General features: G+C 51.0%; 17 protein-coding genes. 7 read left to right on the top strand and 10 right to left on the bottom strand.

Going from position 1 to position 24,837, the window contains the following annotated elements:
• Window positions 1-173 precede the first annotated feature (173 nt).
• Window positions 174-3,092, top strand: a complete 2,919-nt coding sequence (gene gcvP, locus GU926_RS10445) for an aminomethyl-transferring glycine dehydrogenase (protein ID WP_160691578.1) — start codon at window positions 174-176, stop codon at window positions 3,090-3,092.
• 335 nt (window positions 3,093-3,427) lie between these two features.
• Window positions 3,428-4,054 carry a DUF4136 domain-containing protein gene (locus GU926_RS10450; RefSeq protein ID WP_160691580.1) on the top strand — a complete coding sequence of 209 codons (627 nt, stop codon included), beginning with the start codon at window positions 3,428-3,430 and terminating at the stop codon, window positions 4,052-4,054.
• A 725-nt stretch (window positions 4,055-4,779) separates the two neighbouring features.
• On the opposite strand, the gene GU926_RS18660 is transcribed toward GU926_RS10450, so the two are convergent.
• The 9 genes from GU926_RS18660 to GU926_RS10495 all read right to left on the bottom strand — a co-directional run bounded on the left by GU926_RS18660 (window position 4,780) and on the right by GU926_RS10495 (window position 18,107).
• Window positions 4,780-6,780 carry an OmpA family protein gene (locus GU926_RS18660; protein WP_160691582.1) on the bottom strand — a complete coding sequence of 667 codons (2,001 nt, stop codon included), beginning with the start codon at window positions 6,778-6,780 and terminating at the stop codon, window positions 4,780-4,782.
• 19 nt (window positions 6,781-6,799) lie between these two features.
• Complete coding sequence (locus GU926_RS10460) at window positions 6,800-7,747, bottom strand: PorP/SprF family type IX secretion system membrane protein (RefSeq protein ID WP_160691584.1); 948 nt, start codon at window positions 7,745-7,747, stop codon at window positions 6,800-6,802.
• 34 nt (window positions 7,748-7,781) lie between these two features.
• Complete coding sequence (locus GU926_RS10465; protein WP_160691586.1) at window positions 7,782-12,644, bottom strand: ice-binding family protein; 4,863 nt, start codon at window positions 12,642-12,644, stop codon at window positions 7,782-7,784.
• 477 nt (window positions 12,645-13,121) lie between these two features.
• Window positions 13,122-14,006, bottom strand: coding sequence for a lipoyl synthase (gene lipA, locus GU926_RS10470; RefSeq protein WP_160694727.1), 885 nt, complete (start codon window positions 14,004-14,006; stop codon window positions 13,122-13,124).
• Window positions 14,007-14,075: 69 nt separating this feature from the next.
• On the bottom strand, window positions 14,076-14,807 hold the full coding sequence (locus GU926_RS10475) for a hypothetical protein (RefSeq protein ID WP_160691588.1): 732 nt from the start codon (window positions 14,805-14,807) through the stop codon (window positions 14,076-14,078).
• A gap of 202 nt (window positions 14,808-15,009) precedes the next feature.
• Window positions 15,010-15,348, bottom strand: a complete 339-nt coding sequence (gene ytxJ, locus GU926_RS10480) for a bacillithiol system redox-active protein YtxJ (RefSeq protein ID WP_160691590.1) — start codon at window positions 15,346-15,348, stop codon at window positions 15,010-15,012.
• A 34-nt stretch (window positions 15,349-15,382) separates the two neighbouring features.
• Complete coding sequence (locus GU926_RS10485; RefSeq protein WP_160691592.1) at window positions 15,383-15,709, bottom strand: hypothetical protein; 327 nt, start codon at window positions 15,707-15,709, stop codon at window positions 15,383-15,385.
• A gap of 14 nt (window positions 15,710-15,723) precedes the next feature.
• Entirely contained in the window at window positions 15,724-16,005 is a 282-nt protein-coding gene (locus GU926_RS10490) for a hypothetical protein (RefSeq protein ID WP_160691594.1), read from the bottom strand.
• A gap of 122 nt (window positions 16,006-16,127) precedes the next feature.
• Entirely contained in the window at window positions 16,128-18,107 is a 1,980-nt protein-coding gene (locus GU926_RS10495; RefSeq protein WP_160691596.1) for an alpha-ketoacid dehydrogenase subunit alpha/beta, read from the bottom strand.
• A gap of 194 nt (window positions 18,108-18,301) precedes the next feature.
• Between GU926_RS10495 and GU926_RS10500 the strand changes: the two genes are divergently transcribed.
• The 5 genes from GU926_RS10500 to GU926_RS10520 all read left to right on the top strand — a co-directional run bounded on the left by GU926_RS10500 (window position 18,302) and on the right by GU926_RS10520 (window position 24,386).
• Window positions 18,302-19,585: a M16 family metallopeptidase gene (locus GU926_RS10500; protein WP_160691598.1), complete on the top strand. Its 1,284-nt coding sequence runs from the start codon at window positions 18,302-18,304 to the stop codon at window positions 19,583-19,585.
• A gap of 185 nt (window positions 19,586-19,770) precedes the next feature.
• Window positions 19,771-20,325 (top strand): hypothetical protein, encoded by a 555-nt coding sequence (locus GU926_RS10505; RefSeq protein ID WP_160691600.1) that lies wholly within the window; start codon window positions 19,771-19,773, stop codon window positions 20,323-20,325.
• Between the two features lie 104 nt (window positions 20,326-20,429).
• Complete coding sequence (gene ispF / locus GU926_RS10510) at window positions 20,430-20,924, top strand: 2-C-methyl-D-erythritol 2,4-cyclodiphosphate synthase (RefSeq protein WP_160691602.1); 495 nt, start codon at window positions 20,430-20,432, stop codon at window positions 20,922-20,924.
• 117 nt (window positions 20,925-21,041) lie between these two features.
• The gene (locus tag GU926_RS10515) at window positions 21,042-22,688 is read left to right on the top strand and encodes a M28 family peptidase (RefSeq protein WP_160691604.1); all 1,647 of its coding nucleotides are present in this window, start codon (window positions 21,042-21,044) and stop codon (window positions 22,686-22,688) included.
• A gap of 321 nt (window positions 22,689-23,009) precedes the next feature.
• Window positions 23,010-24,386, top strand: coding sequence for a LutB/LldF family L-lactate oxidation iron-sulfur protein (locus GU926_RS10520; RefSeq protein WP_160691607.1), 1,377 nt, complete (start codon window positions 23,010-23,012; stop codon window positions 24,384-24,386).
• 101 nt (window positions 24,387-24,487) lie between these two features.
• Here GU926_RS10520 and GU926_RS10525 read toward each other — a convergent pair whose 3' ends face one another.
• On the bottom strand, window positions 24,488-24,709 hold the full coding sequence (locus GU926_RS10525; protein WP_160691609.1) for a hypothetical protein: 222 nt from the start codon (window positions 24,707-24,709) through the stop codon (window positions 24,488-24,490).
• Window positions 24,710-24,837 lie beyond the last annotated feature (128 nt).

Below are 24,837 nucleotides of genomic sequence, written 5' to 3' on the forward strand. Positions count from 1 at the left end.
GTGCAAATCAAAAAAGAACGTCACAAACAGGCCAAAGACGCCCAGCTGTCTCTGCAATTTAGGAGGTCTGGGTGTAAATAGTGAATATTAACCTGTACTTTTGTGTAATGAATTGAGCCTGACGGCTGTTTTCAGAGCAAAGATTCCATTTCTACTCTTAATACATACCTCACATGATATTTAAGACCAAACCTGCAGACATTTTCAAAGAACGCCACAACGGACCTGTCAAAGAACAGATACAGGAAATGTTGCAAGCCATTGGCGCAGATTCTTTGGACCAGCTCATTGATGAGACCGTGCCTGCTGCCATTAGATTAAAACAACCGTTGAACTTGCCCTCTGCCTTAACGGAGCGCGACTTCTTGCGCAAGTTCTCTAAGATTGCCAAGCAGAACAAGCTGTACAAGTCTTACATTGGCTTGGGCTATAATGACACCATTTTGCCACCGGTCATCCAGCGGAACATTCTGGAGAACCCAGGCTGGTACACCGCTTACACGCCGTACCAAGCCGAGATTGCCCAAGGTCGTCTAGAAGCCTTGATCAACTACCAGACCCTGGTGATTGAACTGACCGGCGTAGAGATTGCCAACGCGTCTTTGCTGGATGAGGCTACCGCCGCTGCTGAGGCCATGAACATGCTGTACGCGCTACGCAAAGGCTCCAGAAAGAACGCCACCCGCTTCTTTGTCTCTGAGCAGGTATTGCCGCAGACCTTGGACGTGTTGATTACGCGTGCCACGCCTTTGAACATTGAACTGATTGTAGGCGATCACCTGGACGTGAACTTGGAGGATGACACCATCTTCGGGGCGCTGGTGCAGTACCCGGCCGCCAACGGTGAGGTGTTTGACTACACAGACTTCATCTCTCAGGCGCACGCCCAAGACATGCTGGTGGCCGTGGCCGCTGACTTGATGAGCTTGACCTTATTGAAAGCCCCCGGCGAAATGGGCGCTGACGTAGTGGTAGGTTCTTCGCAGCGTTTTGGCGTACCAATGGGCTATGGCGGACCGCACGCCGGTTTCTTCGCTACCAAAGAAGAATACAAGCGCTCCATCCCGGGCCGTATCATTGGGGTTTCTGTAGACGCCTATGGTAACAAAGCCTATCGTATGGCCTTGCAGACCCGTGAGCAGCACATTAGAAGAGAGAAAGCCACGTCTAACATCTGTACTGCGCAGGTATTATTGGCCGTGATGGCTGGTATGTACGCCGTGTACCATGGACCGCGTCGCTTGAAATACATTGGTCTGAACATCCACAGCCTAGCCCAGATCTTGGAGAAAGGTCTAGAGCGTCTGGGCTTTGAGCAAATCAATGACAACTATTTTGACACTCTTCAGATTAGAGTAGAGAGCACTGAGTTGCAATCTGCCATCAAGCAAGAGTCTGAGACTTCTGAGATCAACTTCCGTTACTTCGCAGACTCTCATAATGTAGGCATCTCCTTGAATGAAAACACTGACCTAGAGGATGTAAAAGCGATTTTGGCTGTTTTCTCAAAAGTAGCCGGAAAACCAACCGCTGAGTTGGAAATGACCGAATTGCCTGAGCAAGTGGACATCCAGTGGCCAGAGTCATTGATCAGAACGTCTTCTTACCTACAGCATGAAGTGTTCAACAAGTACCACTCAGAAAGCGAGATTCTTCGCTACATGAAGTACTTAGAAAACAAAGACTTCTCTTTGACGCACGGCATGATTCCGTTGGGTTCTTGCACCATGAAACTGAACGCCACCGCTGAGATGATTCCGGTGACCTGGCCAGAGATTGGTTCTTTGCACCCATTTGCCCCAGCAGACCAAGCGAAAGGCTACGCTCAAATCTTCAAAGACCTGGAAGCATGGCTATGCGAAGTGACTGGTTTTGCTGCTGTTTCTCTGCAACCTAACTCAGGTGCCCAAGGTGAGTACGCCGGTTTGATGGTGATTAGAGCATACCATGAGGCTAGAGGTGATCATCACCGTAACATCTCCCTAATTCCTTCATCAGCCCACGGCACCAATCCAGCTTCTGCGGTAATGGCCGGCATGAAAGTGGTAATTGTGAAGTGCGATGAGCGCGGTAACATTGACGTAGCCGACCTGAAAGCCAAAGCCGAGCAGCACAAAGACGACTTGTCTTGCCTAATGGTAACCTATCCTTCTACCCACGGCGTGTATGAGGAAAGCATCTTAGAAATCTGCGAAACCATCCATAATTACGGTGGCCGTGTGTACATGGACGGTGCCAACATGAACGCTCAGGTTGGCTTGACCTCGCCGGGCAACATCGGTGCGGACGTGTGCCACTTGAACCTGCACAAAACCTTCTGTATTCCTCACGGTGGTGGTGGACCAGGCGTTGGCCCAATTGGCGTAGTTGCTGACTTGGCTCCTTACTTGCCAGGTCACGCAGTGGTAGATTTGGGTAGACCAGAAGCCATCAATGCCGTTTCTGCCGCTCCTTGGGGTAGCGCCAGCATTCTGCCAATCTCTTACGCCTACATCGCCATGATGGGTGGTGAAGGTTTGACAGAAGCTACCAAGATTGCCATCCTGAATGCCAACTACATCAAAGCCCGCTTAGAGCCGCACTACCCTGTGTTGTACGTTGGTACCAACGGCCGTTGCGCCCACGAGATGATCTTAGACTGCCGCGCCTTCAAGAAAGTAGGCGTAGAGGTAGAAGACATTGCCAAGCGTTTGATGGACTACGGTTTCCATGCGCCAACGGTATCTTTCCCAGTGGCAGGCACCTTGATGGTAGAGCCCACAGAAAGCGAAAGCAAAGCCGAGCTGGATCGTTTCTGCGAAGCCATGATTGCCATCAGAGCAGAGATCACGGAGGTAGAAGAAGGCAAAGCCGACCAGAAAGTGAACGTGTTGAAAAACGCGCCTCACCCAGCCCACATTGCCCTAGCCGAGAACTGGACCATGCCGTACTCAAGAGAGAAAGCAGTGTACCCAGTGCCATACACCAGAGTTGCCAAGTTCTGGCCAACCGTGAGCCGCGTAGACAGCGCCTACGGTGACCGTAACTTGATTTGTAGCTGCGCTCCGGTAGAAGCTTACAATGAGCAAGACCAGCCAATGACGGCGGTGTAATAACCGTTTAGTTTACCTTACTGAAAGCGCCCGTTGCCTCACCGCAACGGGCGCTTTCGTTTTTGGCCTGTTTTCTAGGAAACAGGCCAAAAACGGCTATCAAGAATCCTGTTTGCTTAAGCAAGTTTGAAATCTCAGCTCATTCTCATCCCTCCTCTTCTTTGCTAATATGGCAGGTAAATGCTACTAAAAAGGCATCGTTTTTGCTTCATATTTTAGCAAGTCTTTTCTCTTAAAAGGACTGATACGTTTCCAAAAACGTATACATAATTACCTGACTCCTTGATTGATAGAGATAGAGACATTGTTAATTCTAAACATAAATCTAACAGAAGATGAACTTACCAAACAGCATCCTAAAGACGATGGTGGGGTTGGCGATGAGCATGTTGATTGTAGGCTTTTCGGGCTGTGCTCCTTCCATCCTTGTTTCCTCTGATTATGAGAAGACCACCAACTTTGCGCAATACCGCACCTGGCGCTGGTACCAAGACCAACCTGTAGCCAAAAGTGACTCCACCCGCCGTTACAGCACGTTCCTAGACAAGCGCATTAAGAACGCAGTAGAAGCTGAGATGAATCGTAGAGGGTTCCAATTGGCTTCCGGAAGTCAACAACCAGACATGCTCTTGGCCTATGACGTGACCATTGAAAACATGCAACGCGTACGACCAGACTATGTGAGCATTCCTACCATCGGGTATGGGTATTGGTACGGTTACCGCTACGCCTATACCTACAACAGGCTCTACAACAATACTACCGTGCAAGAGTATCAGGCCGGTACCATCATCCTGGATATTGTAGACGCCAAAAGTAATGAGCTGGTTTGGCGCGGCACCGGGCAGACTACCGGCGGCGAAAAGTCTTTGACCCAGGAGAAAGTACAGGCCGTGGTTACCCAGATTCTGGCAAAATACCCGCCCAGCAGATCCAATGAAGGCGCTACCGCCAACCGTTAATTCTTAGCGCTACTTAAAAGCCTCAGTGCGCGTGCACTGAGGCTTTTTTATAAAATACATTTTTAGCCTATTTTCTGGAAAATAAGCCAAAAACGAAGAAGCTTATGAGTTTTGGAAACTCACAACTTGTAACAGCAGGCACTCAAAAGACCTCGTAGCGTCCAGAAGACCTGCGAGCGTCTGTGCCAAGAACGCTTCAAGCCGCGGATTCCCCCTGGAGGGGGGAGAAGGGGGGTATTTACATAGGCAGATGCTAAAGCTTTCCTTCCAATTTAGGATGGATTGGGGTGGTAAAACCAGAAACGCGTCAGAGACAAGGCAGTGCCATTGTCTCTACATAAACACGCATTTCGTCCCCTTGGCAGGGGGTAGGGGGATGACAACTTCAGAAGATAAATCAGCAGAAGAAGGCAATGCGTGCTGGTTTCGCGGTGCCCGCGAGGGTAGTCGGGAGACTACCGGCATCCCAAGTCACGAGTCTGGAGACTCGCGCCAGATGTTATTAGATAAAGTCCTCCTCTCCTTTGGGAGAGGGTTAAGGTGAGAGGGCAAAAGTTTCCATTTGGCAACGGCTTTACAAGCAGAATACAAACCCCCTCATCCTAACCTAGTCCCAGACTGCGCTGCCTCCGTTTTTAGCCTTATTTCTGGAAAACAGGCCAAAAACGAGCATAAAAAAGGCCACCCCAGCAGGGTGGCCTTTTACTTTTTAGAAGCAAGAATTACTATTTAATCTTAAACTCGGTGCGGCGGTTCATCTGGTGCTGTTCTTCGGTACATTCCACGCCATCGGCGCAGCCGTTGCGCAGGCGGGTCTCACCGTAGCCTTTCCAGCTAAGGCGGTTTCTAGGAATGCCTTTGCTCACCAAATACTCCACCGCCGACTGGGCTCTACGCTCAGACAGCAATTGGTTATAACCTAAGCCTTCGCGGGCATCTGTATGGGAACCTAGCTCAATCTTGATGCTTGGGTTGTCTTGCAGGATACGCACCAATTTGTCTAGCTCAAGCGCCGCATCTGGCCTGATGTTCCACTTGTCCAGGTCATAGTAGATGTTCTCCAGGGCAATGGCCACGTTGGCTTTGCTCTTGTCAAAAATCAACGTCACGCGGGTAGTGTCAGACAGGCTGGTGGTGTCAATAGAGACCGTTGCCGATTGCTTTAAGAAGCCGAACTTGTCTCCCACCAGTTCATACGTGTTGCCTTTCATGACCCCGTACTTGTATTCGCCGTTAGGATCTGAGAAAGCCTCTGTAGAGTCTGTACTGCCTTTAATGGCCAGTCTCAGACGTACGTCTGGCAATGGCTGAGTGGTGGTGCGCTTGCTTGGCAGGGCCACTCTTTCTAGGGTAGTCACCAACAACACGGCGTTGCTCAACAACTTAAAGCTGTAGATGTCATCTGTGCCGTTGTTGCTGTCGCGGTTAGAAGACAGGTAGCCCACCGGCTCATTCTTGGCATTCTGCATGAAAGCCATCCCGAAATCGTCTTTGGGAGAGTTCACTGGTGCTTTCAGGTTTTCTGGCTTGGTCCAGGAAGTACGGCTGCCCTTGCTTCTGAACACGTCCAGGCCTCCAAAGCCAGGGTGCGTGTCTGAGGCGAAGTAGAAGTTGCCCGCTCTGTCAAAAGAAGGGAACATCTCTTTGCCCACCGTGTTGATCACGTTGCCCGCATTTACCGGTTGTCCCCAGTTGCCGTCTGGCTGCAGTTCAGTGTAGTAAATATCAGTTTCGCCCTGTCCGCCGGGTTTGTCAGAGACAAAGTACAGGGTTTTGCCGTCTGGCGACAAGGCCGGGTGGCCCACGCTATACTCACTCACCTTGTTGTATGGGAACGCCTTGGGCGCAGACCAGGTAGCCGTGCCGCCACTATCACTGCGGGTGGCAGAGAAAATCTCCAGACGGTTCACGTAGTCATTGGTCATGGGCTTTTTCACCCAGCTGGTAGGGTCTACGTTCACATTCTTGTTCTTCATCTCCACCATGTGGGTACGGGTGAAGTAGATGGTAGAATTGGAGCTGTCCAACACCGCCGGGCCGTCATGGTATAGAGAGTTCAAAGACTCGCTGGCCATGGTAGGCAGCTGCCAGGTGCTGTCCTGGTTGCGCTCGGCGTAGAACATCTGCAGATACGGTCTGCCGGTCCAGCCGTAGGTGCCGGCGTCTACGTCTTTGTCATTGCTCTTAGGGCCACCACGGTCAGAGGCGAAGATGATGCCGTTCTCATATACCGTCGGGCTGAAGTCTGCATTGCCAGAGTTGATGGCCGTCTCATTGACCACCACGGCAGAGGCTGGCTCTTCCAGAAGCTTAAGAGCTGCATCTGAGGCCTGTGCCTTGGCATTGGCCATGGCTGCCTGGGCAGGCACTTTCATGGCGTAGTTCTGGTACTGGGTCTTGGCCTCAAAATACTTGCCATTGCTGCGCAGCGCCTCTGCAAAGTAGTAGATGTTGATAGGATCTGCCTCTGGCATGGCTACTACCTTGGCATACCACTCTTCGGCCTCTTTGGTGCGGCCGGTTAAGCGGTAAGAGTCTGCCAGGCGCTGGGCGCCCTGCAAGTTGGGGTCTTTTGAGGCAAAGGCTTCTTTGTACTCCTCAATGGCCAGGGTATAATCAAAGTTCTCATAATGCAGGTCTGCTTTGCGGGTAGAGTTACAGCCACCCACCACCAAACCACCTGCCAGAAGAAGAGCCAGTGATAAAGATTTGTATTTATTGATCATAGTCAATTCAGATTTTAAATTAGAAATAACGTGGCGTTACCATCTTGGTAGGCTGGTTGCGCAGGAACGTGTATCCAACAGATATTTCATGGGTGGCCAGGTCATTCAAGGTGTTGTGCAGGGTGTAGTCATAAGCATATCCCACTCTAAAACGCGGCGTGATATAGATATCCGTCATGGCTACCACGGCATCTCTGTGGTTTAACCCTTTTCCTTCAAAGTCGCTTTTGAAGATGTTGATACCCGTACGGTAAGAGGCTCCCAACCAAATGCGCTCTTTGAACAGGAAGAAGAAGTTGAAGTCCACGTTAGACGGGCCGTCAAAATTGTCTTTGAGCAGGAAGCTGGGCTTGAACTTGATGTTGTCACCTAAGTCTGCCACGTACCCTGCCGTAAAGAAATAATGGCGCTCTGGGTCATAGTTGATGTCTTCGTCAATGCCCAGCAAGTCTGTAATGGACACCCCGGCATAGAAGCGTTCTGTGTGGTAGAAAACGCCAATGTTCAAGTCTGGGCTGAAGGTGGTCTCTTTCTGATTGATCAGGGTTGGATCTCCAGAAACGTCTACGTTGTATTTGCTAGGATCCACTGCGTAGTGTGACACCCCGGCTCCCAATCCCACACTGATTACCCCGTCTGCACTCACCGGAAGCTTCACAGATGCGTCTACGGTAAAGTTCTTGCGGTTCTGGGCATGGATTTCATCACGAGTGGCGTGGAAACCAAGACCCAGGCGCTTATTCTTAGTTAAGCCGTCAATGCTGAACGTCTGCGTATTGGGTGCTCCCTCCAAACCGGCCCACTGTTGCCGGTGGAAGAGGTTAACCGTGAGCTGCTCTTTGGTACCGGTGTACGCCGGGTTGATGACCAACTGGTTAAATATGTATTGTGAGTACTGGGGACGGTGCTGGGCCCACAGGTTTCCTGTGGCCAGCATCGTCATGATCAGTATTAGAATTTTTTTCATATCTCTTTGAAATTGTTGTTAAAGTGAGCTCCGCTTAGCGAACTACCTGTACTGGACCTCTGTACACTTCATCTTTGCCATCACAGCCTCTCACGCGAAGCACATAGAAGTAAGTAGCTTCCTCCAGACCTGCCGCCTGCCAGGTGTTTTTGTAGCCACGGGTCTTGAACACCTCATTACCCCAACGGTTGTAGATGGCCAGGTCATTGTCTGGGTATTTCTCAATGTTTTTGATTACCCAGAAGTCATTGATGCCGTCTCCGTTTGGCGTGAACACGTTAGGAATCTCGATGGAGTTATCCAAAGCGCTAGGGTCTATCTCCAGCGTGCCAGTAGCAGAACCGCAGGCTCCACCGGCATTGATGGTCACAGATAGCGTGGTTCCTTTAGCAGCACCTGGTATTGGGAACAACTGCACCGAAGTACCTTTGGTAGTGGTAGTCACTGGATCATTGGCGGTCACCACTTTGGTGAAGCTAAAGCCGGCTGGTGCCGTCCAGATATACTCCTGATTGGCCACTACATTCTGGATGGAGAATAAGAAGCTGGCACACGGCGTACTGTTGTTCACAATCACTGGCGTGGCCGGCGTAGTACCTGGCGTTACCGTTAACTTAGAAGCATCACTGGTACCGCAACCGTTGGTCGCTTTCACAGTTACCTCCCCGGCAGTAGTAGACGGAATCACTTCAATCTCTGGGCCGGTCGCGTTGCCTTGAATTACCCAACCTGCTGGCACTGTCCATACATACCCGGTTGCTCCGGCCACCGGGGTCACGCTGTATCTAATGGCTACAGCAGAGCAAAGCGTTGCGCTGGAAGCAGTGATCTGTCCTGGCACGGCTGGTTTGGCACCTACGGTTATAGTAGCAGTAGAAGGCACACTGTTAGAGCAGCTGTTGTTAGGGTTTAGGGCTACAAAGGAGATATTGTACACTCCTGGCGCCACTGTTCCGGCAACTTGCAAGGTAATGGTGTTTCCACCGCCTGCTACTCTGGTAATGCCGGCTGGCAAGCCCGCCACCTCAAAGTTGGCAACACCCGCAATTGGCGTAATACTGAAGGTGGCACTGTTACCCACGCAAACGGTAGCATTTGGTACAATAGGCGCGGTTGGGCGCACACAGACCTCGGCATCGTCCTTGTCATCGTCATCATCTGGATCAGGCTGATCTCCGGCAATCACGGCCACGTTTTTCAGTCTGCCCACCATGGTGGTAGTAGCTGTGATTTTCAACTCTCTGGCTGATGCACCAGCGGCCAGGTTGCCAATAGTCCAGATACCGGTAGTGGCATTGTACTCAGCAGCAGGGGCGGCGCTTACAAACGTGAAGCCTGCTGGCAGTACGTCTGTCACTTTTACGCCCGTGGCGGCACTAGGACCAGCATTAGTGGCACGCAGGGTAAACACAACTTGCTCTCCCAGGGTCACTTCGGCTTTGTCCACTGACTTGTTGATGGCCAGGTTGGCAACTCCGGCACCAGGCGTGGTGCTTACCACCGTAATCACGGTTGAGCTGTTGTTACCTGGTACCTGGTCTGCCTCATTGCCTCTGATAGTGGCCGTGTTGACAATAGTACCAGCTGTGGTAATGGTAGCATTCACTATGAAGTTGGCCGTCTCGCCGCTGGCAAGGTTGCCCACGGTCCAAACGCCGCTGGTTCTGTCATAGGTACCTTTGCTCACAGAAGGCGTGCCTACCAGGCTCAACTGACCCAATGGCAGCACATCTACCACTAATACGCCGGTGGCGTTGCTTGGTCCGTTGTTCTTGATGGTCACTGCATAGCGCAAGGCATCTCCTACGTTGGCGCGGGTCTTGTCAACGGTTTTCACCACTTCAAGATCTGTAGCTTCGGTTGGGTTGGTCGTTCCGCCTCCTACTACTGTGATAACCGTAGAGGTGTTGCTCTCTGGACGCTCATCTACCTGCTCGCCGGTAATGGTGGCCGTGTTGATGATAGTGCCAGTGGTTTTAATGGTGGAGTTCACCGTCATGGTTTCGAACTGTCCTACTCCCAGGTTGCCAATGGTCCAGATGCCTGTAGTGGCATTAAAGGTTCCTCTTGACACCGTAATGTTGCCAATTTCTAGAGATCCTACTGGCAAGACGTCTACTATTCTCACGCCGGTGGCGCTGCTTGGCCCCAGGTTGCGAGCAGTAATGGTGTACACAAGCGCATCGCCTACGTTGGCGCGGGTCTTGTCTACCGTTTTCACTACTTGCAGGTCAGCAGACTCTGTTGGCAAGCCGGTGCCATCACCTACCACGGTTACTACGGTAGCGGTGTTGTTGGCGGGTTGCAGGTCAGGCTCGTTGCCAGAAATAGTAGCTGTGTTAACAATGGTGCCAGTGGTCTTGATAGTGGAGTTCACGGTCAAGGACACTGACTGCCCTGCGGTTAAGTTACCAATGGTCCAGACGCCGGTAGTGGCATTGTAAGTACCCTGAGAGGGCGTGATGGTGCCCACCACCGTGATCTGCGCCAATGGCAGCACATCTCTGATGATAACGCCGGTGGCGGCGTTAGGTCCGTTGTTGCGGGCCGTCACAGTATAGGTCAAGGCATCACCTACGCTGGCGCGGGTTCTGTTCACCGTTTTAAGCACTTCCAGGTCTGTGGAGGCACCAGGAGCAGGCGTGTCACCTACAATGGTAATCACAGTGGATGTATTGTTGACAGGCTGTTGGTCTGCTTCATTGCCCCGCACAATTGCAGTGTTGACAATGGTACCAGTAGCCTTAATGGTGGCGTTCACTCTAAAAGTAGCGGTCTGTCCGTTGGCCAGGGCTCCTATAGTCCAAACCCCTGTGGTCATGTTGTAAGAACCTACAGTAGTAGACGGAGTGCCTACCAGGTCTAGCTGGCTTGTTGGCAGGATGTCTACCACAAACACACCCGTAGCATTGTTAGGGCCGCTGTTACGAACGGTCACTTCATATACCAAGGCATCACCCACATTGGCGCGGGTCTTGTCTACCGTTTTCACTACCTGCAGGTCTGTGAAGACGGTGGGCACTTCTGGGCCGGCACCAACTACAGTGATAACTGTAGACGTGTTGCTTTCTGGGCGTTCATCTACCTGGTCTCCTGTAATAGTGGCCGTGTTGACGATAGTACCGTTAGTTTTGATGGTGCTGTTAACGGTAAGCTCCACTGTTTGTCCCACAGCTAAGTTCCCGATGGTCCAGACACCGGTGGTGGCGTTGTACGTGCCTTGCGACACAGACACATTTCCTACCAGATCAATCTGAGAAAGCGGCAACACATCACGTACCGTTACTCCAGTGGCGGCATTTGGTCCTGCGTTACGGGCAGTTACAGTATAGACAAGGGCATCGCCTACGTTGGCGCGAGTCTTGTTCACGGTTTTCTGAACCTGTAAGTCAGCCAGGTTACCAGGTCCGGCGCCCGGGGTTACCACGGTCACCACCGTAGAGGTATTGTTGGCCGGTGACTGGTCTGCCTGGTTGCCTCTGATAATAGCCGTGTTGACAATGGTACCAGTACCCGTGATTACGGCATTGATGGTCAAGGTCACAGACTGTCCCACAGCCAGGTTGCCAATGGTCCAGACGCCGCTGTTAATATCAAGCGAGGTACCGTTGGTAGACGATTGGCCAGTGATGTTAAGCTGGCCAGTAGGCAGCACATCTCTGATTATGACGCCGGTGGCGGCGTTAGGTCCGTTGTTGCGGGCCGTCACAGTATAGGTCAAGGCATCGCCCACGTTGGCGCGGGTCTTGTCCACGGTTTTGATCGTTTGCAAGTCGGTGACAACTCCAGGCACCACTACGGGCACTTCATCCTCATCATCGTCTTTGTCTGGGTCGGGCTCGTTGCCCACCACGCGCACTTTGTTCACCAGGTTACCAGAGGCCAAAACGCGCACTCTTAGTTTAATGGTAGCAGTCTCTCCAAAAGCTAAGTTGCCAATGGTGAAGGTGCTGGTAGTAGCATTATAGGCAAAGTTGGCGGGCACGTTGTCCCGGAAGGAAGTGTAGTCAATAAACGCCAAGGTTGACGGCAGGGTCTCAATCACCTGTACGCCGGTGGCATCATCTGGTCCCTGGTTTCTGACGGTAATAGTATAGGTAATGGTATCCCCTACGGCTACCTCAGATCTGTCTGCGGTTTTGGTGATGGCCAAGTCTGTCTCTACAATAAGCGGCAGGAAGATGGTATTGTTGTTCAACACCACATTGCCACCCAAAGACAAAAGACGCCCCTCATGGGTGGTACCGTTGCTCAGCGTGATGTTATTCTGCACCAGCACGTTGCCTTTTAAGGCAGAGGAAGTACCAATCAAACCTTGGTTACCCACCACCACGTTGCCCGTTACCCTAAAGAAGATGTTCTTGGGCTGCGCGCCGTTCTGCACAGAGATAACGGAGCCCTCATCTACAATAAGGTCACCGTTTACCTGAATCACGAACACGCTGTTGGGATTTCCCTTGCCGTCAAAGCGCAACTGGCCTTTGAGGCGGGCGTTGCCGTCAAAACGATAGACACCAGGCCCTAACACAGTACCAGCCACAGACTCTGGGGTTCTGTCAAACCCCTTGCCCAGCTGCTGCCCAGTCATGTTACTGGTGGCAGGCAGGGTGGCCAGGAAGTCATACGCCTTGCGCGCATCTGCCTGAGCAGCCGTTGGCTCTACGCCGCCTGGTCTAATCTCGCCCAGCACAATCCCGGGAGGGAAGCCCAGAATAACATTGCCCGGTGAAGTTCCCAAATCTGCATACACCAGTGTACTACCCGTGTTTACCACAGAACCACTGGCCAACACTGCAAACTCCTGTGCCGCCCCAAGTCCTGGGGCGTTTTGGGTTTGAGCATTCATGGAAGTTGAAATAGCAAACAGTGCTGCTATTAAGTGTAAAATTTTCTTCATGCGACCAACTAAACTATTATCAAAATAAACTTAACCGTATATAGTCATATTATAATATGATCTCTTACGTGTACTCTCTGCCTAATCAAAAGTTTCGAGGTATCAAAAAGATGCAAATCCCATAAAACCCCTTCCATTGATTAGAAAAACCTACTTCTTGGCACTCAACCTCTCATCCCTACCTTTCTATTGTTTTAATGAAACAAATAATTAAATTATCAATATGTTATATATTAATTCTGTAATATTCACTAACCCCGCAGTGCCCTTCCTCTTCTAAATTGCACCTACTCTCATACACGCACAAGTACATACACAAAACCACTATATGAGTTTTATGCAAAATCCAGAATCATTAAAAATGGAGAGGTTTTAGGAAAGAACAGACACAAAAGCTTTGAAAAGCACAAGTGCCCTAAACGAAAAAAGCCCCGCAAGGTTGCGGGGCTTTAGAAAAGAATTTTGTTTTAATAAATGCTATACGTGCACGTGGCGCTCTGCGTGGTAAGAAGAACGTACCAACGGGCCAGATTCTACATATTTGATGCCGCGGCGCAAACCTTCCTCTTTGTAATGCGCAAACAGGTCTGGGTGGATGAACTCGGCTACTTCTAAGTGCATCTTGGTGGGCTGCAGGTACTGGCCAAGGGTAAGGATATCCAATCCAACGGCGGCCAGGTCATCCATGGCCTGGTACACTTCTTCCTGCGTCTCTCCTAAGCCCAGCATGATGCCAGTCTTAGAACGCTTGCCATATTCCTTGATGCGGCGCAGCTGCTCAATGCTTCTCTCATACTTGGCCTGCGGGCGCACGCGGCGGTACAGGCTTTGCACCGTCTCTACGTTATGCGACACTACTTCCTGACCGGCAGAAATCATCATCTCCAAGGCCTCCCAGTTGGCTTTCACGTCTGGAATAAGGGTTTCAATGGTGGTCTCCGGCGAAAGTTTCTTAATCTGCACAATGGTCTCATGCCACACACTAGCCCCACGGTCTTTCAACTCGTCACGGTTCACAGAGGTGATCACGGCATGCTTTACGCCCATCAATTGAATGGCTTCGGCTACGCGGCGCGGCTCATCCAGGTCATACTCGTTGGGACGACCCGTGGCCACGGCACAGAAAGAGCAGGAACGGGTGCACACATTGCCCAAGATCATGAACGTGGCCGTGCCGGCTCCCCAGCACTCGCCCATGTTGGGGCAGTTGCCGCTTTCACAGATGGTATGCAGCTTATAGGTATCTACCAGCTGGCGTACTTTCGCGTATTCCTTGCCCACGGGCAGCTTTACACGAAGCCAGTCTGGCTTGCGGTTTTTTGTCTGAGCTTCTGCCGGTTGTATAACGGGCAATGCAATCAATTGATCCATGAGGCAAAGGTACTAAGCGTGGAGCGGATAGACAAAAAACAGCTTGGCCGTTGGATTTGTTCAATGGCGGCGCCCGTAATATAAAGTAAGGTACACAGATGTGAACTGGCTGCGCTGTTCGGCCTCCGGAATGATGGGAACCTTGCTGGTATAGGCCTCATGCATCACGCCTACTTCTATGCCGGTCACGCTTTCCATGTAGCGGCCGTATTCAAAGCTCACCCCCGCCTTCACATGCGCGCCCACCCTGAAATTAGGTTCTGCCAGACCCTTGAACACGCCAGAGCCGCCCAGGATGCGCCATTCTTCCTTGTGGATTTCTGGATCATAGTGCTCTGACTGTACTACCACAGGACCTGTCAGCCTCCTGTTGGCATCATACTGGCTGCGGTCATAGTCTATGTAGTAGGGCGCCAGCAGGCCAATGGACGGCCCGGCCGCCACTATCCCGTTCACCTGTACGCCAGACTCTGCGGCTTTTCTAAAGAAGGTGTATTCTCTACCGTACTCGGGCCGGATGGCAAATAAATAATTGCTCTTGCCATAGACGTAAGAGGCCCCGGTGATGGGGTTCTGCCAGCGGTCCTCTTTGGGGTGCTTTACCTCCACCACTTCAACAGCCCAGAAGTGGTACCATTCTCCGCTTAGGTGGTAGGCAGATTTGATCATGGCGCCGCCAATAAGCCCGCCATTGGAGTTGAAGTTGATGCCGTAAGTAAACTCACGGGTATAGGTCTCTTCTTCCTCTACGTTTTGGGCCAGAGCCCAGCCCACCGGAAGACAGAAACACACAAGCAGAAGGAGTAGTTGTTTGCGCACAGGCAAAGACAATGTTTAGATAAAACAAAACTGAAAAAGACGCCCGTCAAGAGCATCTTGAAACCCCAGAAACCACACCTGTTCAGGCTCCTTCCACCAGCCTTTTCTGCCGGGGCGGAGGAACTTCCGTTTTTGGCCTCTTTTCTGGAAAACGGGCCAAAAACGAAGATATTGCTTACGCTGAATGTTTCTTAACTTCCTGTAAATTAATCCCTAAGTGAGAGCCATGGTACTGTACCTTGCCGTCTTTGATCAACAACAACTGCGGCGACTCATGGCGCACGCTGAACTGTTCTGCTATCTGGTTAGAGATGGGCCGGTAGCTCAACAGATCCAGGTAGTAGGGTTTCACCTGCTCCAGGCCGCTGTCTTGCCACTGGCGCTCCAGACGACTTTTGGCCGTGGCACTAATGGAACACGTGGTGCTATGCTTGAAAATAACCACCGGCTGATTTTTTGATTCTTCTTTTATCTGCTCCAGTTGCTCTGCACTGGACAATGAATGCCATTCCATACGCTCTATCTCACTCTATTTGGGGTTCAACCTTTTATTTCTTTTGCTTCTTGCGCTTTTTGGCCGAAGCCTCTGGCTTGGCAGCAGTGCCGTCCTCCTTGATTTCCATGCGGTCACGGGCCTGTTTCTTCTTAGCCCGCTTGCGCGAACTCTGCCCTTCTTTAAACACATGGTTACTCACGTCTAAGTGAGACTCACGGTACTCAGACTCTACCTTCTGGGCTTCGCGCAGGCCCTTGCGCAGTTCCTGGCGTTGCTTGTTGCGGCTCTTGTGCTCCACTTGCGCATTCACTGACGTAGTAAAGAGCAACAAAACCCCCAGCACCAATGTAAAAAGCAATACGTGTAAAGATTGTTTCATGGGCATGGGTATTATTATTTACGGCCGGGCCCTTTGCCCAGCTTGGTCACGATCTTCTTCTTTTTCTTGGTACCCGGCAGCTTTACCTTCTTCTTCTTGAGCAAACCATCCTTGGCCCCAAACTCCATGTTGCGCCCGCCTATGTCCGTTCCCTCCTTGGCCTGGTCTTCTGGGGTAGGTTCATTTTTTTTGAACATGCTCAAAGGATTCAGGCTTTTCTTGCCAGAAACATCTGGGCAGGGAATCTTTCCAGAACTACAGCTACTCAACACAATCCCCGCCAGTAGCAGGAACATCCACAATCTGTTTTTTAGATTCATAACGGCACAATCAAAGAGTATACGTAATTCTGGGAGCACACGGATAGCCGCCCCCGTTTTTGGCCTGTTTTACAGAAAACAGGCCAAAAACGGAAAGGTTAAAAGCTAAGCAGATGCTCTACTTTCTCTCGCAGGCGCTTAATAGGCAAGAATTCCTGCTCTAACGGCGGCGCAAACGGAATAGCGGTATCTAGCCCACCCACGCGCACTACCGGTCCGTCCAACTGCTCAAAGCAGTGCTCAGAAATCCAGGCGGCAATCTCAGCGCCAATGCCACCGGTGATGGTGTCTTCATGCAAAACCAGCACCCGGCCGGTTTTGGCTACGGTTTGGCGCACGGCTTCTTTGTCCCAAGGTAACAGGGTACGCAAATCCAAGACGTCTACGCTGGCGTCTGGCATGGTGGCTAGCAACTGCTTCGCCCAATGCACGCCCATGCCGTAAGTAATGATGGACAAGTCGGTTCCTTCTTGGGCCAATCTGGCGCGACCGATTTCTACGGTGTAGTAATCATCTGGAATAGATTCTGTGAGTGAGCGGTACAGCATCTTGTGCTCAAAGTACATAACCGGATTCGGGTCTTCAATGGCCGCGTTGAGCAAGCCTTTGGCATCATACGGCGTACTTGGGTAGACAATCTTCAAGCCTGGCGTATGGAAGAACCAGGCCTCATTGCTCTGTGAGTGGAACGGACCAGCGGCGGCACCGGCACCCGTAGGCATGCGCACCACCACATCGGCGTTCTGACCCCAGCGGTAATGCGTCTTAGCCAGGTTGTTCACCACTTGGTTAAAGCCCGAGGTCACAAAGTCCGCAAACTGCATCTCTACCACCGACTTTTTCTTCTTGATGGACATTCCCAAACCTACACCTAGAATAGCACTCTCGCACAAAGGCGTGTTACGTATGCGCTCCTTCCCGAACTTCTCCACGAAGCCCTCGGTCACTTTGAAGACCCCGCCATATTCAGCGATGTCCTGACCCATTACCACCAACTCTGGATAACGCTCTAAGCTTTGCTTTAAACCATCTGAGATAGCGTCTACAAAACGTTTCTCGGTGCGGGCGCTGTCCTTGGGCGTCATTACCGTCTGAATGAACGGCGCATACATATCCGCTAGTTCTTCCTTAGGGTCAGCCACCGGCATTGGGGTGTTGAAGGCCGTTTCTAGGCCTTGCTCAATCTCAGCTCTGATTTCTTCTCTAACCGCGGCCAGTGACTTAGGCGTCAATACCTTTTCATCCAGCAGGTACTTCTCGAAGTTCTCTACCGGGTCTTTCTTCGCCCAGCGCTCAAACAGTTCCTGCGGCACGTATTTAGTCCCAGAAGCTTCCTCATGCCCACGCATCCTGAAGGTCATCGCCTCAATGAGCATTGGGCGCGGATTCTTACGGATGCTATAGGCGGCCTGGCGCACGGTGTCATAGACTTCCAGCACGTTGTTGCCGTCTATCTGCAGGGCGTCCATGCCGTAGGCCGGGCCTTTGTCAATAAAGTATTGGCATTTGAACTGCTCATTGCTGGGCGTAGACAGTCCATAGCCGTTGTTCTCAATAATAAAGATGACCGGCAAACCCCATACGGCGGCCACGTTCAAGGCCTCATGAAAGTCTCCTTCGCTGGCGCCGCCGTCCCCGCTGTACACCACGGTCACTTTCTCGCGCTTGTCCAGCAGGTCTGCCAGGGCAATACCATCGGCCACCGCTAACTGCGGCCCCAGATGCGAAATCATGCCTACAATATGGTGTTCATTGGTCCCGAAGTGGAAAGAACGGTCGCGGCCTTTGGTGAAACCGGTACGCTTGCCTTGGAACTGCGCAAACAATCTATCTAATGGAATCTGGCGGCAAGTGAACACGCCCAAATTGCGGTGCAAAGGCAGAATGTACTCATCTGGCTCCAGGGCCAAAGTAGAGCCAACCGAAATGGCCTCTTGCCCGATTCCTGAGAACCACTTGCTCACTTTTCCCTGACGAAGCAGAATCAGCATCTTCTCCTCAATCATTCTTGGTTTGAGGATGCCGCGGTACAACATCAGTAAATCATCGTCGGTATAGTCTTTTCTATTGAAATTCATGGCGGATTACAACATTCTGAACGTGTAAATTTAAGGCAATCCCAGTCACACGGAAATATTCCTGATCTTATTTTTACTTTTACTGTTTCTGGGCTCGTTTCCAGAATTAGGCCAAAAACGAAACCGGCGCATTGGCAACGCCCTTGGCACGGGTCCGTTACTACTTATTGGCTTTTGCCTAAAAGAGCATCCCTATGATTCAATTCAAAGAATTTACCTTAGATAACGGCCTTCAGTGCCTGGTGCACGAGGACCCAACCACGCCGCTGGCGGTTTTAAATGTGTTATACAACGTGGGTTCCCGGGACGAAGTGGAAACTCACACCGGGTTTGCGCACTTGTTTGAGCACCTCATGTTTAGTGGCTCTGTGAACATTCCCAGCTATGACGAGCCTCTGCAACAAGCCGGCGGCGAGAACAACGCCTTCACCAGCCCAGACATCACCAACTATTACCTGACCGTTCCCGCGCAGAACATTGAAACCGGCTTCTGGCTGGAGTCTGACCGCATGCTAGACTTGGCCTTCAGTGAGAACGGTCTGGAGGTACAGCGCAAAGTGGTGGTAGAGGAATTCAAGCAAAACTACTTAAACCAACCATACGGCGACATCTGGTTGAAATTACGGCCATTGGCTTACCAGCACCACCCATACAAATGGGCGACCATCGGCAAAGAAATCAGCCATATTGAGAATGCCGTGATGGATGACGTGCGCGCCTTCTTCAAGAAGCACTACTCTCCGGCCAATGCCATTCTGGTAGTGGCGGGCAACATCACTTTTGAGCGCGCTAAGGAGTTGACGGAAAAATGGTTCGGACCGATACCGGGCGGCGTGAAGTATGAACGCAACTTGCCCCTGGAGCCGCGCCAAACCGAGGCCCGCTTGTTAGAGATGGAAGCCGATGTGCCCTTGACCGCGCTTTACAAAGCCTACCACATGCCTGGCCGCACCAGCCCCCATTACCATGCCGCCGATTTACTCAGCGACATTCTGGGCAACGGCAATTCGTCTAGGTTGTACAATGAGTTGGTGAAAGAGCAGAAGTTATTCAACTCCATCGGGGCGTTTGTAACGGGCTCCTTGGAACCGGGCTTGCTCCTCATCCAAGGCAAGTTGAACGTGGGCGTAGACCCGCACCAGGCCAATGCCGCCGTAGAGGAGATTGTAGCGCAGGTGCGCGCCCAGCACGTAGCCGAAGACGAGTTGCAGAAAGTCAAAAACAAAGCTGAGACCTCCATTGTCTTCTCTGAGATTGAACTCCTGAACCGCGCCATGAACCTGGCCTACGGCAAACTGATGGGCAACCCCAACTACGTCAACGAAGAAGCCAGCCGTGTCCAGTCCGTCACCGCCGAAGACCTCTACCAACAAGCCCAGGAAGTACTGAGACCCGAGAACTGCTCTACCCTCATCTACAAAGCCGCTCCCAGCGCCGCCACCTTGTCAGAGTTGGAAGAAGCTATGGCAGAGGAATAAGGTTAATTCCGTTTTCGGGCTGTTTTGATGAAAACAGCCCGAAAACGGACTAGATTCATGAGTAAGTTTTTCTTTATTTTAGTTGATATATCTAGCTTTTCGGAATGAGGACTCTTTTTATTGTTTTGCTTTTACTTCTAAACATCTCTTGTCAAGAGAAGGACAAGAAGAAAGAAGCGTCTATCATGAAGAATCCTGTAAGGAAGGATGTGGGGTTACTACCTATTGGGAATAACCTAAATCTAGATTCTTCCTTTAGTTATTTGCCTTACTCTTCCAATGATCCGCAAACTATTAAGAAGAAGTTAGCCAACAGGGATAATCTGCTTGTATTCTACATTGCTGATTATTATTCTGAAAATGCGAATAACTTCACCAAGACAATATTTTACAAAAGCCAAGAAGGGGAAGTTGAAGTAGTCAAAGAAGTTGACACCTATATAGGATTAAGCAACAAAAGGGCTAGACCCTTTTTGAATTTTTCTTATGATTTTAGGAATGGAGACAAATCTTTTCGCATAGACTCACTTCCTTCTGACTACTTAGTAAAGAGAAACAGTGCTAAAGTAGATTCCATGTTTAAGGTAGCACAAACTTTAAACATGGAGCTCTGTGGAACATCGGCAAATCAAATATTAAAGAGAGGTTTTCCTAAAAGATTCACACATATACCAGAGGAAGAATTCAAGAAACTACTCAAGGAGTTCTCAAAAAAAGCTCCTAAACCTATCAAGTCTTAACTCTCCCTCTTTTGTCATCTTGAAAGGGAGAACCAAACATCTTTGACGCATCTCTGTCTTGTATCTTATATCTTGCGTCTTGTGTCCACCATCTAACTATCAACATGAGTTTTCATATAAGAACCGGCTTCGGCTACGACGTGCACCAATTACAGGAAGGACTGGACTTTTGGCTGGGCGGCATCAAAATCCCGCACACGCACGGCGCTTTGGGCCATTCAGACGCAGACGTCCTCATCCATGTGATTTGTGATGCCTTGCTGGGCGCGGCCAACCTACGGGACATTGGCTATCACTTCTCAGACAAGGACCCTAAATACAAAGGCATTGACAGCAAGATTCTTCTGCGTGAAGTGATGCTTTTGCTGAGAGAAAAAGGCTATGAAGTGGGCAACATTGACTCCACTATCTGCCTGCAAGAACCCAAAGTAAACCCGCACATCCCGGGCATGAAAACCTGCCTGGCCGAAGTGATGGGCCTACCAGAGGACTACATTTCCATCAAAGCCACCACCACGGAGCAGTTGGGGTTTGTAGGCAAGAAAGAAGGCGTAGCCGCGTATGCCACGGTGTTGATTTATAAATCAGAGAGCGTTTAAACCTTAACACCAGTTTTCAGTCTAAACTCAGAAAACAGGCCAAAAACGGCTTAAACTTGGTTTTAGCCTGTAGATTGCCTATCATTAGACACCAAAACAACAAACAAACCCCAGTACATGAAAAAGCATTTGTATACCCTGGGCATGGCCGCCGCGTTTCTTTCGGCGTGTTCTACGTCCCAGACCCCGGCTGCATCTGGCTCAGATGCGGTGAGCACGGCCGCTAAGGCGGTAGGCGCCATCGCCGCAGACCCTACCAAGTACGCCAGCACCATCACCGCGGCAGACCTAGAAAAATACCTGCGCGTATTGGCCTCAGACTCTCTGGAAGGCCGTGAGACTGGTCGTCGTGGGCAGAAAATGGCCGCCGAATACATCTCAAACTTCTACCGAGCCAATGGCTTGCCAGGACCTGTAAAATCTGGCTCCAATCCTTACTATCAAACCTTTGACCTGGAAGAAAGCTCCTGGGGCGAAGGCTACGTAACCGTGAGTGGCAAGAAATTCGCCATGGGCAAAGACTTCTTCGTGTCGGGTGCATCACCGTTCCAAGCAGAGGAAGCCGTTCAAGTAGTGTTTGCGGGTTATGGCATTGATGATCCTGCTTACTCAGACTACACCAACCTGGACGTAACGGGTAAAGTAGTAGTGGTTTTAGCCGGCGAGCCGAAGAAAGCCGATGGCACTTATATGATCAGTGGCACCGATAAAATGGGCACCTGGAGCCAGGACCCACGTACCAAAACTGCCGCTGCCACTAAAAAAGGCGCAAAAGCCGTGATGATAGTGACGGGAGCCACAGACGCAGAATTCCAGCAGATGACCGGCCGTTACGCCAACGCTTTGTCGCGTCCGTCTATTGGGTTTGGCTCTACCGCTTCCCAGCCGCGCGCTACCTTAATGATGGTGTCTCCTAGCATGGCCTCTGCCCTGTTGAACGCCAAAACTACTGACCTGACCGCTTACGGCACGAACGTGGCCAAAGCCGGCAAACCTGTGGCTGGTACGTTCAAGCCTTCTACTTCGGTAAAAATCAAAACTGAGCGCAAGCGCCAGCCGCTGCCAACAGAGAACGTGATGGCGTACCTGGAAGGCTCTGACCTGAAAGACGAACTGATCGTGATTAGCTCACACTATGACCACGAAGGCATCAAAGACGGCGTTGTGTACAACGGCGCCAATGACGATGGTTCTGGCACCGTAGCTGTTATGGAACTGGCCCAAGCCTTTGCCCAAGCCAAAAAGAACGGCCAAGGCCCGCGCCGCAGCATCCTGTTCCTGAACGTGACCGGCGAGGAGAAAGGCCTACTGGGTTCTGAGTACTACACAGACCATCCTATCTTCCCGTTGACCAGCACCGTGGCGGATTTGAACATTGACATGATCGGGCGCCACGACAAAGAGCACGAGGGCAAGCCGGACTACATCTACGTGATTGGTTCTGACAAGCTTTCTTCTGAGCTGCACGCCATCTCTGAGAACGCCAACAAGACCTACTCCAACCTGGATCTGGACTACACCTTCAACGACCCGAATGACAAGAACCGTTTCTACTACCGTTCTGACCATTACAACTTCGCGAAGCACGGCATTCCCATCGCGTTCTACTTCAATGGCGTGCATGATGACTACCACCAGCCTACGGATGATGTAGACAAAATCAACTTCCCGTCTGCCGAGAAGGTTGCCCGTTTGGTCTTCCACACCGCCTGGGACCTAGCCAACCGCACTGAGCGCATCAAAGTAGACAGCAATAAGAAATAAGCTCTGCTTATTTCTAGTCGCGAGTCGCGAGTCTTGAGTCACAAATGCAAAGTTCAGGACTCACGACTCATAACTCGCGACTCGAGACTGTTTCAATGAAAAAGGAGAGGCAAACGCCTCTCCTTTTTCATTGAAACTATATCTTCTTGCAGGATTGGTCGTTAGTTTTGTGGGCGGGTTTGATTTCAGAAAGAAAAGTAGAACTTGCACCGCCGTTTTTGGTCTGTTTCTGAGAAAATAGCCCAAAAACGAAGACAAAGACAGCTGAAAGGTAATCCGCTTGAATCTGGATTGGCCTGCACACTATAGAGGAGAACCATCTTGAGCACTAAATTAAAACAGTTTCTGCTGGACTCAGAGGCCAAAGCGTTTGACCTGGACCACCGGCAGAAGATTCGTTTCAATATTGGCAAGTACAATGCGGCCGTGCACAACGGCATGCAGGCCTATGAGCACCATGAACTGGCCCGGGAACGCGCGTCCTTCATCAAAACCCAGACCATTAACAACCTGGACAAGTACCTGGTGGAGTTTGAAAACAACTTTACCAAGCGCGGCGGCAAAGTCATCTGGGCCCAGAATGCCGAGGAGGCTTTGCGTGAGATTGGCGCCATCATGAAGCGTAAACGGGCCAAGTCGGTGGTGAAGTCAAAGTCCATGATCACTGAAGAGATTCACATGAATGAGTTTCTGGAGAAGAATGGCATTGAGACCGTAGAGACTGATTTAGGCGAGTACATTGTGCAACTAGCCGAGCAGCGTCCCTACCACATTGTGACACCCGCCATGCACATGTCCAAAAAGGACATCTCTGAGCTGTTCACTAAGAAACTGGGCATTCCCTTGACGGATGACGCCCAGGAACTGGTAGCCACCGCCCGCAAGTTGCTCCGCGACAAATACACCAGCGCCGAAGTGGGCGTAACGGGTGCTAACTTTATTTTGGCAGACATCGGTGGCATTGCCTTAACAGAGAACGAAGGTAACGCGCGTCTGTCTACCACCTTCCCGAAGACGCACATCGCCATTGTGGGCATTGAAAAGATGCTGCCGTCTGTGCATGACCTGGACTTGTTCTGGCCCTTGCTCAGCACCAGCGGCACCGGACAGAACGTGACCATCTACAACACCATCTTAACCGGCCCGCGCCAGCCCACTGAGAAAGACGGTCCCGAGGAAATGTACGTCATCCTTCTGGACAACGGCCGTACCAACCTGCTGGCCAAACCAGAACAGCGCGAGGCTTTGAATTGCATACGCTGCGGCGCCTGCTTGAACGTGTGCCCCGTGTACAAGAACATTGGTGGTCATACCTATGAAACCACGTACAGCGGCCCTATTGGCTCTGTAATCACGCCGCACCTGGCGGGCATGGAGGAGAACAAGCACCTGAGTTTTGCCAGTTCGCTGTGCGGCGCTTGTACCAGTGTGTGCCCGGTAAAAATCAACCTGCATAATTTATTGCTGCTTAACCGCAAACAAAGCGTGGACGAAGGCCTGGTGGACAAGAATGAGAAGCTGGCCTTCAAGTTCTGGGTACGCGGCATGAAGAGCCGTACCATGCTGAACTTGGCGCCGGCGTCTGTCAAGAACTTTGTTTTGCGCTATGTACAGAAAGACACCTGGAGCAAACGCCGTGAGCCTCTGGTAGCCGCGCCCAAGTCCTTCAATGAGATGTGGCGAAAGCAACGAGGATAAAAAAGAAGAGGCCCGTTACTAGAGCGGGCCTCTTCTTTTGGGGGAAGGAGAAACAAGGTCTCCCAATGGCATAAGGGGGAAATGAGTTTACTCTAAACTGCTTACCAGTTACGCTTCGGTTTGCTGGTGCCTTTCTTGGTTCTTTTCACCACCGGGTTATACTTCTTCGCTGTGGCGGCGCGGCTCAACTTGGCGGTTTTCTTCTTTTTGAAGATAGGCAGGTTCCAGTTTTTAAGATTTGTAGTAGCCTCAGCGGCGAACACCTCGGGCGCCAGGCCCACCAAGATGGAGGCAAGGACTAAAGCAAGTAAACTTTTCTTCATAGGTAGAACATGGAATTAGTGACACATGCCCTATCCTACGAATATGTTTTAGTTGAGATTCATCCAAGGAAGTACGCCAGAATAAACCGTTTTTGGCCTCTTTCCCAGAAAACAGACCGAAAACGACT

This window comes from Nibribacter ruber (genome assembly GCF_009913235.1).
GTDB classification, from domain to species: Bacteria; Bacteroidota; Bacteroidia; order Cytophagales; family Hymenobacteraceae; genus Nibribacter; species Nibribacter ruber.

Bases quoted from the DNA above. Each gene is read 5' to 3' on its own strand.
- gcvP (WP_160691578.1), top strand. From the start codon at position 174: ATGATATTTAAGACCAAACCTGCAGACATTTTCAAAGAACGCCACAAC.
- GU926_RS10450 (WP_160691580.1), top strand. From the start codon at position 3,428: ATGAACTTACCAAACAGCATCCTAAAGACGATGGTGGGGTTGGCGATG.
- GU926_RS18660 (WP_160691582.1), bottom strand. From the start codon at position 6,780: ATGATCAATAAATACAAATCTTTATCACTGGCTCTTCTTCTGGCAGGT.
- GU926_RS10460 (WP_160691584.1), bottom strand. From the start codon at position 7,747: ATGAAAAAAATTCTAATACTGATCATGACGATGCTGGCCACAGGAAAC.
- GU926_RS10465 (WP_160691586.1), bottom strand. From the start codon at position 12,644: ATGAAGAAAATTTTACACTTAATAGCAGCACTGTTTGCTATTTCAACT.
- ytxJ (WP_160691590.1), bottom strand. From the start codon at position 15,348: ATGGAATGGCATTCATTGTCCAGTGCAGAGCAACTGGAGCAGATAAAA.
- GU926_RS10485 (WP_160691592.1), bottom strand. From the start codon at position 15,709: ATGAAACAATCTTTACACGTATTGCTTTTTACATTGGTGCTGGGGGTT.
- GU926_RS10490 (WP_160691594.1), bottom strand. From the start codon at position 16,005: ATGTTCCTGCTACTGGCGGGGATTGTGTTGAGTAGCTGTAGTTCTGGA.
- GU926_RS10495 (WP_160691596.1), bottom strand. From the start codon at position 18,107: ATGAATTTCAATAGAAAAGACTATACCGACGATGATTTACTGATGTTG.
- GU926_RS10500 (WP_160691598.1), top strand. From the start codon at position 18,302: ATGATTCAATTCAAAGAATTTACCTTAGATAACGGCCTTCAGTGCCTG.
- GU926_RS10505 (WP_160691600.1), top strand. From the start codon at position 19,771: ATGAAGAATCCTGTAAGGAAGGATGTGGGGTTACTACCTATTGGGAAT.
- ispF (WP_160691602.1), top strand. From the start codon at position 20,430: ATGAGTTTTCATATAAGAACCGGCTTCGGCTACGACGTGCACCAATTA.
- GU926_RS10515 (WP_160691604.1), top strand. From the start codon at position 21,042: ATGAAAAAGCATTTGTATACCCTGGGCATGGCCGCCGCGTTTCTTTCG.
- GU926_RS10525 (WP_160691609.1), bottom strand. From the start codon at position 24,709: ATGAAGAAAAGTTTACTTGCTTTAGTCCTTGCCTCCATCTTGGTGGGC.